Here is a 16,378-nt window from a genome sequence, read left to right as displayed (position 1 = left end):
CCAAGTTCACCTCCAACAACGTGCTGACCCAGGCCAGCGTCTCCATGCTCGCCCAGGCCAACCAGATGCCCCAGACCATGCTCCAGCTCCTGCGCTGATCCAGCAGCCCCACCCGCCAGCCCAAACACCGGCGGGTGGGGATGCGAGGCGGCTCACTGAGCCGCCTCGCTCGATTCCTGCACGGGCGGCAGTTTCTTCAGGTGATCTGCATTCAACCATCCCGCCCTTTGGATCAGGGCAGACCGATGGCCGGCGGGACGCTGGATGACGATCAGTCGCTAATCGGCCGGCATCGGACAAGGTCGGCTAGATCAACCTTTTGCCGGAGGAACCGAGCAGCGCAGTGGATCCGCCGGGACGCTCGGCTGACAGCAGTTGGCCCTGGACCGTGGTCCTGCCTGTATGGAAGAGGCGGAACGGCCGATGACCAACTGTCCAGCGAATGTGTCTGGGTGGTACGAGCCAGTTGCCGACGACCACGTCATGGCACTGCGATGTGGTGAGCGGACGCCATCCGCCTCCAACAGTCCCGGAGCATCTTGATACGTCGTCCTCCGATCAGAGGGACGCGTGATGGCCGCAGGTCATCGGGGTCAACAGCCGACCATCCCCTACGGGCTGAACAGTAAAGGCGATCGCCAGATGGCGGCGGCGTTCACATCCGGTGCGTCCAAGGAGCCGAGCCGCCCACACCGTTTCATCCTGATCGGGCAAGGCCATCATCGTCGCATTCCGCCGCAGCGCCCTGCACCGCTGCTGTGCAGCGGCACGAGGTTTCCCGCCCGTCCCACAGGAGCAGGCCTCCAATCGCAAAGTGCTTGGCTGAGGCATCGACTGGGTCTCCAGGTTCGCCCACGCCTTGCTCGCCGACCATCGACTGCCAGCACGCGATCGATCCGCTTCCTGCAAGGAAGACGGAAGGCGACTTGGCCTTTGCCGGGCAGGGCTGCGGGCGCCAGCCAAGGATCGGGGCTTTCCCTGGCGGCCACTTCCTCGACCGGGCCACTTCCTCGACCGGGTGTGTCATGCGCCTTGCGGCAGCTGGGCCTCTGCTCCCTCGGTGGGACCGCTTCTTCGATGGCATCAGGCATCGTTTGGCTAAGCCCCGCCACCCCCTGCGCAGCCTCCTGCCTGCGATGCTTGTAGCAAGCGGATTCATGGCCCACCGTCCACCGACAGGCGAGCCGCGCGGATGAAACCGGCTATCAAGCAAGGCACCGCCGAGGCCTTTCACGATCCAGATCTCACGGTGCCAATACTGACGGACGCTGTTCCAGCCCATCTGCAGCGCCTGCTAGGCTCGTCCCTCCTTCAAGAGCGGTATCTCATTGCCGCAAATCCCGCGTGGTCGCCGATCCACCATGGCTTGTGGCGCAGTCACAACTCATGTTTTGCGCCGACTTGGGGCAAGACATTGATGGCGTCGGGTGACCGAGGCAGCACGCTCGTCTGTGATGTCCCGCGTTCACGTGCCGCTTGCGGCTCTGGCAGAGAGGTCAACGGGAAGCTCGCTGCCGGCTAGTGAAAGTCCCGTGATGGCGGGATGGTCCGCACGTTGCGTGGATGGCGGCGAGCAGCGTTCCGTTCCTGTTGCGTGCGCTCCATGTCGGCAAGCGTCCTCAAGAAATCGGTCCAGTCCTCGATGTGCTCGGCGACCAGATGGGTCACGCCGTCCTCACGCTGCAGCCGGCCCCGAACCATGAGCATCCGGGCTCCCATCGCGGCTGGCCGGAAGGCTTCAAACGTCTTCGGCCAGAGCACGATGTTGGCGATCCCGGTCTCATCCTCGATCGTCAGGAACACCACACCCTTGGCCGATCCCGGGCGCTGGCGGACTAGCACCACGCCACCCACGCTCACCCAGCGGCCGGAAGCGATATGTGGGAGGGCGGCATGGGGCAGGGCACCCGCTTCGGCCAAGCGCTGGCGCAAGAAGCCCACCGGGTGTCCCTTCAACGAGAGGCGGAGGGTCTGGTAGTCGCCCACCACCTCCTCGGCGGGCGACGCGTTGGGCAAGGCTGGCGGGGGCGGGCCATCAGCCTCTTCCAGGCCCGTGGCGGCGAACAGCGGGAAGGGAGCATGGAGGGTGCCCTTGGCCGCCCATGAAGCCTGCCGCCGCGACAGACCCAAGGAGCCTAGCGCATCGGCGGCGGCCAGGCAGTCAAGGGCGGCGGCCACCAGTCCGGTACGGTTGCGGAGGTCGTCCATCGACGTGAACGGTCCTGCCTGGCGGGCCTGGACGATCGCTGCCGCCCAATCCTGCCGGAAGCCGTCGATCGAGCGCATCCCCAGGCGCACCGCCCGGCGCCGGCCTTTCGGCCTTTGCTCCAAGGTGGCGTCCCAGTCGCTGGCACCGACATCCGGATGCCGCACCTCGACCCCATGCTCCCGGGCGTCCCGCACGATCTGGGCCGGGGCATAGAAGCCCATCGGCTGGCTGTTCAGGAGCGCTGCCGCGAACACGTCGGGAAAGTCGCACTTCATCCAGGCCGACACGTAGACCAGATGCGCAAAGGAGGCGGCGTGGCTTTCAGGAAAGCCGTACTCGCCAAATCCCTGGATCTGCTGGAAGCAGTTCTGTGCGAACTCGGGCTCGTAGCCGCGCGCGATCATTCGATCGACCATCAGCTTTTCGTAATTGCCGATGGTGCCGACATGGCGAAAGGTCGCCATGGCGCGGCGCAGCCCGTTGGCTTCATCGCCGGTGAACTTCGCGGCCACCATCGCGATCCGCATGGCCTGCTCCTGGAACAGCGGCACGCCGAGCGTCTTGTGCAGGACCCGTCGCAACTCGTCCTTGTCGCCATGCTCGGGGGCAGGATGAGGATAATCGATGCCGAAGGCGTCCCCCTTGTCTCGCCGCTCCACCCGGCGCTGGAGATAGGGATGAACCATCTTGCCCTGGATCGGGCCGGGCCGGACGATCGCGACCTGCACCACCAGGTCGTAGAAGCACTCGGGCCGCAGGCGTGGCAGCATCGCCATCTGTGCCCGGCTCTCGACCTGGAAGACGCCCACCGAATCCGCCCGCTGCAGCATTCGGTAGACCCGCTTCCGCTCGCGCGGGACGTTCGCCAGGGTCGGGATGCGCACCCCGTAAGCCTGCTCGATCAGGGCGAAGCCACGCTTCAGCGCGGTCAGCATGCCAAGCGCCAGGATGTCGACCTTCATGATGTTGAGGACGTCGATGTCGTCCTTGTCCCACTCGATGAAGGTCCGGTCCTTCATCGCCCCGTTGCCCACCGGCACGATCTCGACGAGCGGGCCCCTGGTCAGCACGAAACCACCGACATGCTGAGACAGGTGGCGCGGGAACCGGATCAGCTCGCCCGCCAGAGCCAGGGCCTGGGCCAAGCGAACATCCTCGCGGCTGAGGCCGGTGCGGTCGACATGACTGTTCTCGATTGTGGTACCGTGCGAGCCCCAGACCGTGTCGGCGAGGCGCGCGGTCACGTCGGCGGTCAGCCCCAGGGCCTTGCCCACGTCGCGGATCGCGGAACGCGGGCGGTAGTGGATCACGGTCGCCACGATCGCCGCCCGGTCCCGGCCATAGCGCTCGTAGACGTATTGCATGACGAGTTCGCGCCGCTCGTGCTCGAAGTCGACATCGATGTCGGGAGGCTCCTGCCGCTCGGCTGAAATGAACCGCTCGATCAGCACGTCCTGCTCGACCGGATCGACGTTGGTGATCTCCAGGCAGTAGCAGACCGCGGAATTGGCCGCTGAGCCCCGGCCCTGGCACAAGATCGTGCGATCGGGATGCCGGGCCCAGGCGACGATGTCATGCACGGTCAGGAAATAGGGTGCGTAGTTCAGCTTGCGGATCAGGCGCAGCTCCTTGGCGAGGATCCTCGTCACCTTGGCAGGCACACCGTCGCGCCAGCGCTGTCTGGCTCCCGCGCAGGCAAGGCGGACCAGCCGGCGCTGCGGCGTCCAGCCGGGCGGCACCGGCTCGTCCGGATAGTCATAGGCCAGCTCCTTCAGGCTGAAGGTGCAGGCCCTGGCCACCTCCACCGTCCGCGCCAGGGCCTCGGGATGGGAGCGGAACAGGCGCGCCATCTCGGCCGGCGGCTTCAGGTAGCGTTCGGCATTGGCCTGCAGCACGAAACCGGCCGCATCGATCGTGGTACCCTTGCGAATGCAGGTGAGCACGTCCTGCAGGGGCCGCCGGTCGAAATGGTGATAGAGCACGGCATTGCTGGCCAAGAGCGGCACGCCTGCCCGATGAGCGATGCCGGCCAGCCGGTCGAGGCGTGCCCGGTCGTCGCCACGCCAGAGCGGAGCTGCGGCCAAGTAGATCCGATCCGGCCAAGCGGCGGCCCAGGCAGTCAGCCGCCGCTCGAACACGAGGTCGAGACGGGCAGGGGCCGGCACCAGGGCGATCATCCCTTGGCCCAGGGCCCATGCCTGGTCGAAGCGGAGCTTGGTCTCACCCTTGGGAATCCGCTCACCCTCGATGTCCTGGACCCAGGCCATCTCGGTCTTGCCGATCGAGAGCAGGCGGCAAAGCCTTCCATAGGCCGGCCGGTCGCGGGGAAAGACGATCAGTTCCGTCCGGTCGAGGAAAGCGAGCCGGCAGCCGACCAGGAGCCTGACTTGCGCCTTCCTGGCGGCCTCGTAGGCCCTGACGATGCCGGCCAGCGTGTTGCGGTCCGCGATGCCGATGGCCGGCAGCCCGATCGCCTTGGCCTGCAGGATCATCTCGTCCGGGTGGGAAGCGCCTTCCAGGAAAGAGAAATTGGTCCGGACCCCGAGTTCAACATAGCCGGCTTCGTCCAGACCGGTCATGGGAACAGCCCGTGCATCCACCAGGACGGCAGCCGCTTGCCGTCGTCCTGCCCGTACAGTCCCTCGCGGAACAGCCAGTAGCGCACGCCATCCTCGTCCTCGACACGATAATAGTCCCGGGTACGGTCCCGCTGGACATGGGCCGGCTGCCACCATTCGGGCGCCAACCGCTCCGGTCCCTCGGCCCGGGCGACGCGGCGAGGAACCCGCCGCCAGGTGAAGCGGGCGGGGGCACCGTCCGGCAACTCCGCCAGCGCTTCGATGGGCTCGGGCGGATCGAACATCAGGATCGGGCGCGGCCGGACGAGCGGCCGGCCCATGGCTGTCCCCAGAATGGCACGCTGCGCAGGAACACGGCGCTCGGAACGCTCGGGCAGCCAGCTTTCATAGCGGACCGGCATGGTGACGGCATGCTCACCCAGCCTTGCCGCCAGCCTGTCCACGAGCTCGCTCAACGGGCGTGCATCCCGCCGGCTGCCTGCCTCCAGCTCCAGCGGCGGCTGGACGAGATCGGTCGGCTCGGTTCGGTCGGCGGACAAGGCCAGGACATCGATTCCGAAGCCAAGATCCAGCCGCTCCAGCCCCTTCTCGCGCAGGAGGCGCAGCCAGATCTCGGCCTGGACGGTCGGCACGGTCATACGTACGGCAAGACCCACCACCGCACCGTCGGAACGAAATCCGTCCAGCCGCAGCGACGAAGCTCCGCGGGCATCCTGCTGCAGCCGCGTGGCCAAGGTGGCGGCTAGCAGAGGCAGATAGGCCTCCACTCCTGCCAAGTCGATCACCGGTTCCGCGAACGATTCGACCGCCCGGTATCGTACCGGCGGTCGTACCGGAACGAGAGGCTCCTCGATCAGACCCAGGGCCTGATCCAGCCGGCGCACCAGGTCCTGGCCATCCGTCGCGCGAAAGCGCCGGGCCAAGCCGGTTCTTGGCATGCCGTACAGGTCGCCGATGCGGCGCAACCCGAACAGGCGGGCAAGGCGCAGCGTCTCCTCGCCGAGCCGCAGGGCTGCGATCGGCAATGAGGCCAAGCCCTCGCGGATCTGCTCCAGCTCCAACCGGCTTGCGCAACCTCCGGACCAGCGAGCCAATGCCCAGGCCGCTCCCGCGGTCGGTGCGACCGCCATCTGCGTGCCGATGCCAGCCGAGCCGAACCGTTCACGCAAATCCTCCAGCAGCCCTGCCTCACCGCCGAACAGGTGGTCGACGCCGGTCACGTCGAGAAAGAGGCCTTCCAGGCCATCCGGCGAGGGATCGATCGCCACGGTGGGTGACCAACGTTCACACCAATGAGCCAGACGCACCAGCGCCTGGGCTTCCCAATTGGGCTCGGCCGGAGCGGAAACCAGGTCGGGCAGGACGGCCCGCGCATCGGCATGGGCCTGCCCCCGACGAAGGCCCCGCGCACGCGCGGCCGCATTCAGGGCGCGCAGCCGCAGGCCGTGTGGCCCCTTCTCGATCAGGGCAAGCGGCACGTCCTCAGGCAGCTTCGGCCGGCCGGCCGTTCTCGACCAGACCACGATCGGCCAGTCGATCAGCCAGACGGAAACGATGCGTCTCACCATCCTGTTCCAGCATCCACATCGAGAGTGGCTCGGCGCGGCTGCGAACCAGTTCGGCACGGATCCGAAACGCGCCGGGCGCTCGCTGGTCGAAAGGGTTGGGCGCCGATGGCAAGCTGCCGACACGCCAGCGCCGCCGCGCTGCGCTGAGGCCGCCTTCGCGGATGTGCAGCAGCAGGGCCGAGGCGCCGCCCTCGCGCGCGGCCAGGTCCAGCCGGCGCGTCTGGGTCAGCGTCACCTGGTCGACCACGGCGACCACGCCCGCCACGGCACCCGAACGCAGCGCCTGCTCGGCAGCCCACAACACCTCGATCGGCTTGCGCGGCTCCACCACCAGGAGGGAACCGCCAGCCTCGACCCCGCGGCCGAACAGGCGGCCATGTTCGTATTGGTGGCGCTGCAGTGTGCAGAACATGCTCGGACGGCTGTCATTTCCCAGGCGCGACAGGGCAAACCGCAAGGTGGCAGCGAACGCTCGAGGAGCGTCCGCACAAGCCTCTTCCAGGGTCGCGCAGGCCTGGGGATAGGGGACCGGCAAGGTCTGGACATTCATGGGCACCTCGATGTTCTTAATTTGTTCTTTTAAAGTGCCACTGTCAAACAGCCTCTGCAGGCAAATTGATAAATGATGGAGAATCAGCTGACTGGATGGTTGGCTGATCGAAGTGGCTGTGGCCTGTCCTTCATTGGCCGCATCCTCGGCTTCTCCGCCGGGCATGGGTCAGGCAACTCTCTGTGGCAGAAGGCCCGTATGGATCGGATGCCGAAGCCGCCTATGTCCGACTGAGACCAAGACCCTGTTGAAAGAATGCGCGACGCCGCTTGGGTGCCCGTCGCGAGCATGGTATGCAGCGCCCGCCGCTCCAAAGGGATCCGAAGAGGGGTCGAGCGGATTGATGAAAAGTGGCGGTCATCCATGTCGCGCCGGAGGAACCGGGGCGGTGCTGATCCATGTTCTGATGATGGCATACTAGGCAGTGCCCACGGTCGAACCGGGCAGGCAGGAGATCTTCGTCGGATGAGCGACACGAAGCAGGACCGCATGAGCACGTTTGATTCTGCCTCAGCAAGCATCAATCTACCGAGGGCGTCGTCCATCAGGCCCGCGCCGATGCGGCATCGTGTCGGTATGGACGCACGCATCGTCATTCTCACAGGTGCCGGAATCTCCGCCGAGTCTGGCCTGCCTACCTTTCGCGGCGCGGGTGGCCTTTGGGAGGGCCGCCGGTTCGAGGAGGTAGCGACGCCCGAGGCATTTGCTCGGGATCCCGCGCAAGTGCATCGATTCTACAACTACCGTCGCCGTCAGCTTCAAGACGCTGCGATTGCGCCCAATTCCGCTCATCTCGCTCTGGCCGAGTTGGAGCGCCGCTGGCCCGGCGAGGTTCTTGTCGTCACGCAGAATGTCGACAACCTGCACGAGCGTGCAGGCCAGCAGCGGCTGATCCACATGCACGGCCAACTCGATGCCGTCCGCTGTCTCCACTGTGCCTGGCAGGGCGAATGGCAGGGGGATCTGGAGGTGGATGACGTCTGCCCGCATTGCCGCCGGACTGCCGGGCTGCGACCCGACATCGTCTGGTTTGGCGAAATGCCGCTGGCACTGGACAAGATCGAGGACGCGCTGGACGCCTGCGACCTGTTCATCGCCATCGGGACGTCCGGCCATGTCTATCCGGCTGCAGGCTTTGTGGAGGCTGTCCGGGCCGATGGTCTCGCACATACCGTGGAGATCAATCTCGAGGAGTCGCTGGTGGGCTCCCGTTTCGAGGAGCGGCGCTACGGGCGTGCCACCATCGAGGTGCCGCGGTTCGTGGAGGAACTGCTTTCCACCTATGTCTGACAGGCTCTGTGGATAACCTCGAACAACTTTCCAAGGCAAACTCGGTCAACCGAACCTAAACCGGATCAGCGACTTCCCCCAAGTTATGCACCGTACAGGCAGTTCGCATGTTATCCACAGCCTCTGCCGTATCTTCGGCTCAGGATGAGGTGATGCCGGCATCAGCAGCCTCAGTCGGTTCCACTTCATCTTCCACAGCCTGTTCCATCCACATCCCGTTGGACCTTGTGGAACTTAGCCGGGAATCCACCGCCTCAGCCTGAACCTTGCGCGAGCTAGTGCTCGGCCTGGGAGCGGTTAAACGCCGCCTGCTGGTCAGAGGACGCTTCGCTCTGGAAGCGTTCTTTCCACTCGGCGTACGGCATTCCATAGACCAGGGTCCGTGCGGACTCGTAGTCCAAGTCGGCCACACCGCGGCTCTTGGCCGCCTCGGTGTACCACTTCGCCAGACAATTGCGGCAGAAGCCGGCTAGGTTCATCAGGTCGATGTTCTGTACGTCCGTGCGGCCGCGCAGGTGCTGCACGAGCCGGCGAAAGGCAGCGGCCTCGAGTTCGGTACGGGTATCGTCGTCCATGGGATCGCCTCTCAAGCGGAATGGTCAGCGGACGCTGGCGGAACTGCTGGCGGCGTCGCGCCACGACATGCCTTCTGGCAGCGTCTCGAGATTGTCGCCGCCATAGAGTTCATAAAGGCCCGGATCGGCCAGGATCGGCACCAGAAGGTCAGCCAGCCGATCAGCCCAGGCCAGCGCCGTATCCGGGCGGTCGATCTCGTTCTGGCGTAGTTCCACCATCACATGCGGGATATGGGTACGCTGGGCGTGGAAGTTGATCGTGTAGCCGAAATCTTCCTGGCCCGAGTAGGGAAGGTTGTCGCCAACACAGATGGAGGGATCTCGCCGCAGCCCATCCAGCAAGGGCGCCGAGATCCGACGGTCGCCCCGCCATAGCACGCCGACCTGCCATGGCCGGCTCGTTCCCAGCATCCTGGGCGTGAAGCTGTGCACCGCGATCAGCACAGGTGCGATCCCGTCCCTGCGCTTGGCGCCGATCCAGCGCGCGATGGCACGGTGGTAGGGCAGGAAATGTTCGCGGATCCGAGCCTGCACATCTTCCTCGCTCAGGTCGCGATTGCCAGGCACGACGGTGCCGTCGCTTACCACCGGCATGGAGGATGGCAGCCGCGGCCGGCGGTTCGGGTCGATCACGAGGCGGGTCACGTGGCAGAGCAGGGCAGGTGCCGAAAGCCGATCGGCAAGCTGCCGCGTCACGATGGCGGCACCGATGTCCCAGCCGATATGGCGGGCAAGGTCATCCGGGTCGACGCCCAGTTCCACGCCCTCGGGCACGACCCGCCCCGCGTGATCCGCCACGATCAGGCAGGGCGCGGTCCGGTCGATATGGTAGGGTTCCAGCGTTGTCATGGGTCGGTCATGGCAGGTCGGACGGCGAACAGGCAACCGCCGGGGCACTGTCCTGTCGCCGCTTGGGTGGAGCCGGCTGTGGCCCGGTTGCGATTGCGCAACGCCACGTGACGCGGCAAGCCGTTCCCGGACGCGAGGCGACGGCTCTGGAAGGAACGCTCTTGGCGATCGGGGGCGTGGAACGGACGGCGCTGGCGATGTGGGGGCTGGGAGCCCTCTTCTACGGTTTCGGCTTCTTTCATCGCGTTGCACCGTCGGTCATGGTGCCCGAACTGATGCGCGACTTCGGCGTTCCGGCCGCGGGCCTGGGGGTGCTGTCGGCCGCCTACTTCTGGGCCTATGCGGTGGTGCAGGTGCCGGTAGGCGTCATGGTCGACCGTGTCGGCCCAAAGAGGCTCCTGGTCGTGGCCAGCCTTGTGCTGGCCGTCGGCAGCGCGCTGTTCGCTCTGTCCGGCAGCCTGGTGGTGGGTGGGCTTGCCCGGGCACTGCTCGGCGCCGCCTCCGGTGTCGGTTATGTCGGCACCCTCAAGCTGGCCGGCAGTTGGATCCCGCAGGCGCGCTTCGGCCTGTTTGCCGGGCTGACGCTGACGGCTGGGACGCTTGGCGGCATCCTCGGGCAGGTGCCCCTGGCCATGCTCGTGGATGGGATTGGCTGGCGCGCCAGCGCGGTGGCGGCTGCCCTGGTGGCGCTCCTGCTGGCGACACTCCTGGCGCTGGTGCTGCGCGACCGTCCTGCTGCTGCGCCGGCCCATCGAAGGGCGACGGCTGCCCCGATGGAGGACGCGGGTGGTCTGGGTGCCCTCCTGCGTCTCTCGCTCACCTGGCAGCTGTTCACCCTGACCGGCGCCATCGGGGCGCCGATCCTGACCTTTGCGGGTCTGTGGGGCGTGCCCTGGCTGGTCCAGGTGCATGGGCTGGGCAGGGCGCAGGCTGGCGGGATCGTCTCGCTGCTGCTGATCACCTGGGCGGCCGGCGGGCCGCTGGCCGGCTGGCTGTCGGATCGCCTCGGGCGTCGTTCGCCGGTGCTCCTCGGCGGGTCCGTCCTCGTTGCGCTGGCCTGGGCGGTTGCGGTGCTGGTGCCGGGCCTGCCGCTGGTCGCGGTGATGCTCTGCCTGGTCGTGGCCGGGCTTGCCTCGGGCGTCATGCCGGTGGCGTTCGCGCTGGCCAGGGATGCCTTTGGGAATGCCAGGGCCGGCACGGCGGCCGGGATCGTGAACAGCTCGGTCCTGCTGGCGGGTGCGGCGGTGCAGATCGTGGTGGGAGCCTTGCTCGACCTCAATTGGAGCGGGCAGACCGCCTTGGGCGTGCGCGTCTATGGCGGGCGGGAGTGGCAGGTGGCGATGGCCATCCTGCCCTGTTGCGGGCTTCTGGCCAGCATCGTCGCCCTGATCGTGGGACGCTCGGGGCGGCACAGGCGTTGATGGTTCGAACGTAGCGGATGGAGACGGTGGTGGGACGGTTCCAGGACAAGGTGATCGTGGTGACGGGTGGTGCGTCCGGCATGGGGGCGGCGGCCTGCCGGCTGTTCGCGGCCGAGGGCGGCCGGGTGGTGGTGGCGGACCTGGACGGGCAGGGGGCCGAGAAGGTGGCGGGCGAGATCGGCGGGCGGGCATTCCGGATCGACGTGTCGAAGGAATCCGAGCTTGCCGCCCTGGTGGCGTTCGCGACGGAGGGGACCGGCCGGCTGGACGTGCTGTTCAACAATGCGGCGGTCGGGCACAGCGCCACCGGGCGCTACAAGATGGCGAGCATTGTCGACACGCCGGAGGATGCCTTCGACGGCATCGTCGCCATCAACATGAAAGGCGTGGCGTTCGGCTGCAAGCATGCCATCCCGGTCATGGTGCGCCAGGGCGGCGGGGCGATCGTCAACAATGCCTCGATCCAGGGCATTGCCGGCATCCTCGGCGCCGACGCCTATACCTGCGCCAAAGGCGGCGTGGTCTCGCTGACCCGCACGCTCGCGGTCGACTGGGGCCCGAAGAACATCCGGGTGAACTGCATCTGCCCAGGCCCGGTCGCCACCCCGATGATCCAGTCCCTCCTGGACGACCCGCAGACCGGCCCCGGCATGTATGCCGACGTGCCGCTCGGGCGGGCCGGGCGGGCGGAGGAAGTCGCCAAGGTCGCGGTGTTCCTGGCCTCGGAGGATGCGTCCTTCGTCAACGGCGTGATCCTGCCGGTCGATGGCGGCATGTACGCTAAATAGCGTTGATGCCGGGCTGACGAGGGCTTCTCCTCGTCGGCCACCCCGGCGCCACTGGCCGCCCGAGGCCCTCCGAGAAAAGCCAAGCCATTGGAATGGCTGAGGTCCTCGGGTTCGTTCATGCAGAATGCATGTTGCATGCCTGGTGCTCCCGCGGGCTGGGTGGACAGGGCTCAAGCCGCCATCTTCGCCCGAAACGGGCAGGCGCTACGAGAATATTCTCATCTAGCCGCATTATGCACAGGCTGGTAACATGTGGGTTACGAGTCTCCCCCAGCGGAAACCCCCGGGCGCCAGTGTGTTGTGGCAAGATCTGCACTGAGCGCGCGAAGGACCACAGTCCGCTCCCCAGCCATCCAGCCAAAGCGGCGGGCTCGGCGGCAGCCCAAGGCGAAAGCCTTGCCCGCGCCGATCGGCCACAAGGCCAGGAACACCCTGCTGGCGCTCATCCTGTTGCCGATGATGGCCGGCCTCATGCAGGACCTGGCGGGGCAGATGCTCGGCCGGCCGGTGCAGGTGAATGGCTGGCTCCTGCTGGCGGGCCTGTTGCTGGCGCCGCTGATTGGCCGCTCGCTCGGGCGGAGCTACCGGCGCCATCGCGCACGGCGGCGCTGCCTTGGCGCGGTGCGGCGCGCCTTTCTCGCCCATGCCGACAAGCTGGCGCTCAACCGCGCCCGCCTGGTCCATCCCGACGATTACGGCGTGGAGGACACGGATCGCTGGCACGCCCATCTCGACCGGTTCGTGCGCAAGCTCGTCGTCCCGCAGCTCAAGCCCCGCGAGCAGGCCTACTTTGCCCAGCACTTCCACGTCTTCGCCATCGCGCTCCTGGACGAGGCAGTGCGCCAGAAGAAGCTGGAGGCCCTGGAGACCGGCAAGCCGGCACGCCGCCTGACCGGCACCGATTTCGAGCAGTACTGCATGGAGGTGCTGCGCCGGCAGAACTGGCGGGCCCGGCCGACCGCGGCCAGCGGCGACCAGGGCGCGGACATCATCGCCGAGCACAAGGGCCGGGCGGTGGTCTTCCAGTGCAAGTACCACTCGGCCCCGGTCGGCAACAAGGCCGTGCAGGAGGTGGCGGCCGCCCGGCAATACTACCAGGCGCAGGCGGCCTGCGTGGTCTCCAACCAGGCCTATACCCGCTCGGCCCGGGCACTGGCCGCGACCAACAACGTGTTCCTGATCCATTACAGCGAGCTGCCGGGCTTCCGGCGGATGGCGTTCGCGGGCTGAGGGGCGGCTGCTTCTAGCCGAGCCCGGCACGGATCGCGCGCGCCAGCTCGTCGTCGGCCATGGCCGTTTCCCAGTCGACCGGCAGCTCCAGCCGCACCGAGGCCGCCCCGCCGCTCGGCGTGCACACGACATGCACGCGATCCGGCGGCCCCTCGACCTTTGCCGCTTCGGCCTTGTGCCGATCGTTGCCCAGGCCCGCGAAGGCCTGGATGCAGGACCAGACGGTGCCTTCGGCATCGGTAACGTCGCGGGGCATGGCGCTCCTTCTTCATGATGGGCGGGGCCGGCTTCCCGCCGCCGACGAAGGAAAGCCTGTCAGCCTCCGTTGGATCCCTCGCCGCTCATCTGCCGCTGCGCATACTCGTCGACGAGGGCGCGGATCATGCGCTGGTAGGGGACGTGGTGCTTGGCGGCTTCCCGCTTGAAGAAGTCCAGGCTCCGGTGGCTGAGGCCAAGGGTGACCTTCACGGTGCTGTCCCGCCTGGCTAGCTCTGCCGGGCTTGGCAGGAAGTCGGCCACCTGCTCGCCGACGCCGTCCATCTCGCCCAGGTCATCCGTGTACCGATCGGATCTGCTCATCGAGTTTTCTGCCGCTCCAGATTGAGACGGTTCGTCCCACTGGAAGAATGAATCGTCCGTCTGCGCCATGACCAGCTTTCCTGCCATATAGAATGGTGGCCGTCATGCTTTGCCAGTGCCGGCATCATGCTGCGGAGCTGGGGTTTCGGACCGGTTGGCATCGACGGTCTCGACCTTTCTCCGGCCCGTGCGCTAGAGCCAACGCATGAAGCTACCGCGTGACCTCGATGCGCCGACGCTGATCCGGGCACTGCGGCGGGTCGGGTATGAGGTCGAGCGGCAGACGGGCAGCCATGTGAGGCTGCGCCATGAGCTGCCCGATGTGCCGCCCATCACCATTCCCAACCATCGGCCGTTGAAGGTCGGCACGCTCCACGCCATTCTGGCGGAGGTGGCCAGGACGCGTGGCTGGTCGGTGGCGCGTCTCTTGGAGGAACTGTTCGGATGAGTGACGGGACCAGCGCAGGCGATGTCGAGCTGATCTTCGTCGTCGAGGAAGCGGTCGAGGGCGGCTTTGTGGCGCGGGCCGTGGGGGAGCCGATCTTCACGGAGGCCGATGACCTGGCGGAGCTTCGCACGATGGTGCGGGACGCCGTGCAGTGTCATTTCGCCGGTTCGGAGCGCCGGCCGAAGATGATCCGGCTGCACTTTGTCCGGGACGAACTGATCGCGGCTTGAGCGCCGAGTAGCTGCCGACGAAGACGGGGCGGTCCTCGTCGTGACGGCTTACCTGCCGACGAGTGCTTCCGCCACCAGCGCCGGCTCGCGCGCGAGGACCCGCAGATAACTGCGGGCGGCCCGGTCCGGCTGGCGACGGCCGCGTTCCCAGTTACGGACGGCGTCGACATCCAGGCCATAGCGCAGGGCGAACTGCTCCTGGCTCAAGGACAGGCGCTCGCGGATCGCTTTCACGTCGACGGACGGCTCCTTGGCCAGCACCTTGGCCGCCACGCCGGCAGCCGCGAGTTCTGACATCAGCACGTCGGCATCCTCGACGGTCGGAACCGCAACAAACGCGCGGCCCGAGGCCAGCATCTCTTCCAGGGCTCGCTTGGCACCGAGCAGGGTCATGCCGCGTCGCGCCAAGGCGAGCGCCGCCGTCACAGTGGCGACAGGTTGCTTATCAGGAACCAGCATCAGGTCGGCGGGCGAACCGGAGGACACGCGGTCGACGGTTCGGACCGGCCCCAGTCGTTCGGACCGGCCCCAGTCGTTCGAACCGCTCCCGCAACGACGAGTTCATCGAAGTTCATCCTTGTCAGCATAACGTCTACTGCCAATGAAAGAACCAGATGCTGCCTCCTCAACAGCACCCGGTTCCTCATGTTCGCTTCAGTTAGCTACTAGCAACGGACGAGGAAGCACCACGCCTCGTATCCATACGAATGCGCATCAAGGATCTTGTCCGAGTTCCGCACACGGCGGTACCGAACACAGACCCACCTGAAGCCAGGCGGTGCAGCGCGTTTTGAGATGTCCATGAAAGTTGCTCCGATTCAGACGCAGATTCTTGCGCCATGAATTCGGAGTGCGTACGTTTCGCGTGTTCCAGCGAACGTCCTCCGGTCCAAGGCGCGTCCCTCAGGGTTGCGTCCAACTCCCGTCAGGACACTAGGAGTGGCGCTGCTACCAACAGCGCCACTCCTAACCAAAGCGGGGAAGTGTGAGACCTAGCTTGCGTACTCGCACAGCAGCTGCCTCATCAGAAACCCCAAATTCGTCGCTAACTTGCTCTAATGACTTCATCTGCTTTACCATTGCCTGTGGCATCAGTAAAGCAGCAGCAAACGTATTCGCTTGCCATTCCGGATCGCAGTAGATCTTTCTAGCAGTTCCGGTGGGTGATCGATTCAGTGACCTGCCATGCAGTAAGGCATGGCCGAGTTCGTGAGCAGCAGTGAAGCGATCTCTTCCCACATCATTCACCAGTCCCTCATAAACATCTTCTCTTAACGCAAGTGTCTTTGCAATTGGATCGACTTGTCCATGGTTTCGGCCAAGTTCTTCTACTGAACGAACCTCGAACACATATCCAGGAGCAAGCCGTTCAAGACCGAATTCGAGGATGTCCACGATCGGCAAAAATGGATCTGGCGTTGCACAGATTTCGCGAACATAGTCGGCGATGCTTTCGATGAAATTGGTAGACAGTGGATCTGCCGAAACGACAAGCTCGGTCATGAGCGTCTCCTATTGACGATCCTCTTGATTGACTCGATATCTTCTGCTGTCAGATCTCCAAATGTTCTCGCTAGTATCGCAGCGGCTTCGCGATTAGCATAGGAGGCATCCTTCCGTAAGCGGAGGGTTACCTCATTAGTTGTTTCAGCCAGAGCAACGAAGAGCTTATCTCTGGTCTTACTATCGAGCTTTCCCCACAGTGCTATCCGATCGACGAGATCCATTGGCGGGCTTTTCCGACCGGTCTCGACTGCGCTCAGGAAGGATGGCGTTATGCCAATCCCGTCAGCCATTTCCTTTAGAAGCCACTCACGATCCATTCGTAGGTTCCTCAGTGCCTTCCCTAGAGGAGTCATGATCATTGCCCTTTTGGTACAAAAATGAACCGTCTGGTACATCGATAGGGCGTACTGCTAGTTGGACTGCACCCCATTTGAACCGGACAGGGTCGATAGCCGATAAGGCATAGGCATACGCCTATGGATAAGGTCATGGCTTCTGATCCAAACGGACCCCCACCGCGCATCGAGGTGATCACTGCCGTCCAGCGTCGGCGCCG

The 16,378-nt window shown here is 65.7% G+C and carries 17 protein-coding genes; 7 read left to right on the top strand and 10 right to left on the bottom strand.

Going from position 1 to position 16,378, the window contains the following annotated elements; all coding sequences use genetic code 11:
• Window positions 1–98 (top strand): flagellin (locus tag VHL31_RS18515; protein WP_329662725.1); only part of this gene is annotated, 98 nt, incomplete at its 5' end.
• Between the two features lie 1,420 nt (window positions 99–1,518).
• On the opposite strand, the gene VHL31_RS18510 is transcribed toward VHL31_RS18515, so the two are convergent.
• From VHL31_RS18510 to VHL31_RS18500, 3 genes are read right to left on the bottom strand one after another with little or no spacing between them, the layout of a single operon-like run.
• Complete coding sequence (locus VHL31_RS18510; protein WP_329662724.1) at window positions 1,519–4,788, bottom strand: error-prone DNA polymerase; 3,270 nt, start codon at window positions 4,786–4,788, stop codon at window positions 1,519–1,521.
• Entirely contained in the window at window positions 4,785–6,356 is a 1,572-nt protein-coding gene (locus VHL31_RS18505) for a DNA polymerase Y family protein (protein ID WP_329662723.1), read from the bottom strand. Before VHL31_RS18505 ends, VHL31_RS18510 begins: the two co-directional genes overlap by 4 nt.
• The gene (locus VHL31_RS18500; protein WP_329662722.1) at window positions 6,271–6,906 is read right to left on the bottom strand and encodes a hypothetical protein; all 636 of its coding nucleotides are present in this window, start codon (window positions 6,904–6,906) and stop codon (window positions 6,271–6,273) included. The genes VHL31_RS18505 and VHL31_RS18500 overlap by 86 nt, the downstream gene beginning before the upstream one ends.
• 576 nt (window positions 6,907–7,482) lie before the next feature.
• Between VHL31_RS18500 and cobB the strand changes: the two genes are divergently transcribed.
• Window positions 7,483–8,196: a Sir2 family NAD+-dependent deacetylase gene (gene cobB, locus VHL31_RS18495; protein ID WP_329662721.1), complete on the top strand. Its 714-nt coding sequence runs from the start codon at window positions 7,483–7,485 to the stop codon at window positions 8,194–8,196.
• Between the two features lie 275 nt (window positions 8,197–8,471).
• On the opposite strand, the gene VHL31_RS18490 is transcribed toward cobB, so the two are convergent.
• Together VHL31_RS18490 and VHL31_RS18485 are read right to left on the bottom strand one after the other, a co-directional pair.
• The gene (locus VHL31_RS18490) at window positions 8,472–8,771 is read right to left on the bottom strand and encodes a DUF1244 domain-containing protein (protein WP_329662720.1); all 300 of its coding nucleotides are present in this window, start codon (window positions 8,769–8,771) and stop codon (window positions 8,472–8,474) included.
• A gap of 24 nt (window positions 8,772–8,795) precedes the next feature.
• Window positions 8,796–9,620, bottom strand: a complete 825-nt coding sequence (locus VHL31_RS18485) for an N-formylglutamate amidohydrolase (RefSeq protein ID WP_329662719.1) — start codon at window positions 9,618–9,620, stop codon at window positions 8,796–8,798.
• Between the two features lie 161 nt (window positions 9,621–9,781).
• On the opposite strand from VHL31_RS18485, the gene VHL31_RS18480 reads away from it, so the two are divergent.
• From VHL31_RS18480 to VHL31_RS18470, 3 genes are all read left to right on the top strand, one after another.
• Window positions 9,782–11,041 carry an MFS transporter gene (locus VHL31_RS18480; RefSeq protein WP_329662718.1) on the top strand — a complete coding sequence of 420 codons (1,260 nt, stop codon included), beginning with the start codon at window positions 9,782–9,784 and terminating at the stop codon, window positions 11,039–11,041.
• Window positions 11,042–11,058: 17 nt separating this feature from the next.
• Window positions 11,059–11,829 carry an SDR family oxidoreductase gene (locus VHL31_RS18475; RefSeq protein WP_329662717.1) on the top strand — a complete coding sequence of 257 codons (771 nt, stop codon included), beginning with the start codon at window positions 11,059–11,061 and terminating at the stop codon, window positions 11,827–11,829.
• A gap of 396 nt (window positions 11,830–12,225) precedes the next feature.
• Window positions 12,226–13,059: a restriction endonuclease gene (locus tag VHL31_RS18470; RefSeq protein ID WP_329662716.1), complete on the top strand. Its 834-nt coding sequence runs from the start codon at window positions 12,226–12,228 to the stop codon at window positions 13,057–13,059.
• Window positions 13,060–13,072: 13 nt separating this feature from the next.
• Here the strand turns inward: VHL31_RS18470 and VHL31_RS18465 are convergent, their stop codons facing one another.
• Together VHL31_RS18465 and VHL31_RS18460 are read right to left on the bottom strand one after the other, a co-directional pair.
• Window positions 13,073–13,315 (bottom strand): hypothetical protein, encoded by a 243-nt coding sequence (locus tag VHL31_RS18465; RefSeq protein ID WP_329662715.1) that lies wholly within the window; start codon window positions 13,313–13,315, stop codon window positions 13,073–13,075.
• A 59-nt stretch (window positions 13,316–13,374) separates the two neighbouring features.
• A complete protein-coding gene (locus VHL31_RS18460; RefSeq protein WP_329662714.1) occupies window positions 13,375–13,638 on the bottom strand; it encodes a hypothetical protein in 264 nt (87 codons plus the stop codon).
• A gap of 205 nt (window positions 13,639–13,843) precedes the next feature.
• Between VHL31_RS18460 and VHL31_RS18455 the strand changes: the two genes are divergently transcribed.
• Both VHL31_RS18455 and VHL31_RS18450 read left to right on the top strand, forming a co-directional pair.
• The gene (locus tag VHL31_RS18455) at window positions 13,844–14,086 is read left to right on the top strand and encodes a type II toxin-antitoxin system HicA family toxin (RefSeq protein ID WP_329662713.1); all 243 of its coding nucleotides are present in this window, start codon (window positions 13,844–13,846) and stop codon (window positions 14,084–14,086) included.
• A complete protein-coding gene (locus tag VHL31_RS18450; protein WP_329662712.1) occupies window positions 14,083–14,316 on the top strand; it encodes a hypothetical protein in 234 nt (77 codons plus the stop codon). The genes VHL31_RS18455 and VHL31_RS18450 overlap by 4 nt, the downstream gene beginning before the upstream one ends.
• A gap of 48 nt (window positions 14,317–14,364) precedes the next feature.
• On the opposite strand, the gene VHL31_RS18445 is transcribed toward VHL31_RS18450, so the two are convergent.
• The 3 genes from VHL31_RS18445 to VHL31_RS27010 form a co-directional block, all read right to left on the bottom strand.
• Window positions 14,365–14,724, bottom strand: coding sequence for a helix-turn-helix domain-containing protein (locus tag VHL31_RS18445; protein WP_329662711.1), 360 nt, complete (start codon window positions 14,722–14,724; stop codon window positions 14,365–14,367).
• A 558-nt stretch (window positions 14,725–15,282) separates the two neighbouring features.
• Window positions 15,283–15,819: an ImmA/IrrE family metallo-endopeptidase gene (locus VHL31_RS18440; protein ID WP_329662710.1), complete on the bottom strand. Its 537-nt coding sequence runs from the start codon at window positions 15,817–15,819 to the stop codon at window positions 15,283–15,285.
• Window positions 15,816–16,175, bottom strand: coding sequence for a helix-turn-helix domain-containing protein (locus VHL31_RS27010; protein ID WP_414653770.1), 360 nt, complete (start codon window positions 16,173–16,175; stop codon window positions 15,816–15,818). The genes VHL31_RS18440 and VHL31_RS27010 overlap by 4 nt, the downstream gene beginning before the upstream one ends.
• Between the last annotated feature and the right edge of the window lie 203 nt (window positions 16,176–16,378).

This window comes from Geminicoccus sp., from assembly GCF_036263595.1.
GTDB lineage: Bacteria > Pseudomonadota > Alphaproteobacteria > Geminicoccales > Geminicoccaceae > Geminicoccus.
The sequence above is the reverse complement of the archived record's forward strand: the minus strand, read 5'-3'. Positions and strand labels throughout refer to the sequence as shown.

What these genes read in the sequence shown, in the direction of transcription:
- VHL31_RS18510 (WP_329662724.1), bottom strand. Translation starts at nt 4,788, where the DNA reads ATGACCGGTCTGGACGAAGCCGGCTATGTTGAACTCGGGGTCCGGACC.
- VHL31_RS18505 (WP_329662723.1), bottom strand. Translation starts at nt 6,356, where the DNA reads ATGGTGAGACGCATCGTTTCCGTCTGGCTGATCGACTGGCCGATCGTG.
- VHL31_RS18500 (WP_329662722.1), bottom strand. Translation starts at nt 6,906, where the DNA reads ATGAATGTCCAGACCTTGCCGGTCCCCTATCCCCAGGCCTGCGCGACC.
- cobB (WP_329662721.1), top strand. Translation starts at nt 7,483, where the DNA reads ATGGACGCACGCATCGTCATTCTCACAGGTGCCGGAATCTCCGCCGAG.
- VHL31_RS18490 (WP_329662720.1), bottom strand. Translation starts at nt 8,771, where the DNA reads ATGGACGACGATACCCGTACCGAACTCGAGGCCGCTGCCTTTCGCCGG.
- VHL31_RS18485 (WP_329662719.1), bottom strand. Translation starts at nt 9,620, where the DNA reads ATGACAACGCTGGAACCCTACCATATCGACCGGACCGCGCCCTGCCTG.
- VHL31_RS18475 (WP_329662717.1), top strand. Translation starts at nt 11,059, where the DNA reads ATGGAGACGGTGGTGGGACGGTTCCAGGACAAGGTGATCGTGGTGACG.
- VHL31_RS18465 (WP_329662715.1), bottom strand. Translation starts at nt 13,315, where the DNA reads ATGCCCCGCGACGTTACCGATGCCGAAGGCACCGTCTGGTCCTGCATC.
- VHL31_RS18460 (WP_329662714.1), bottom strand. Translation starts at nt 13,638, where the DNA reads ATGAGCAGATCCGATCGGTACACGGATGACCTGGGCGAGATGGACGGC.
- VHL31_RS18455 (WP_329662713.1), top strand. Translation starts at nt 13,844, where the DNA reads ATGAAGCTACCGCGTGACCTCGATGCGCCGACGCTGATCCGGGCACTG.
- VHL31_RS18450 (WP_329662712.1), top strand. Translation starts at nt 14,083, where the DNA reads ATGAGTGACGGGACCAGCGCAGGCGATGTCGAGCTGATCTTCGTCGTC.
- VHL31_RS18440 (WP_329662710.1), bottom strand. Translation starts at nt 15,819, where the DNA reads ATGACCGAGCTTGTCGTTTCGGCAGATCCACTGTCTACCAATTTCATC.
- VHL31_RS27010 (WP_414653770.1), bottom strand. Translation starts at nt 16,175, where the DNA reads ATGACTCCTCTAGGGAAGGCACTGAGGAACCTACGAATGGATCGTGAG.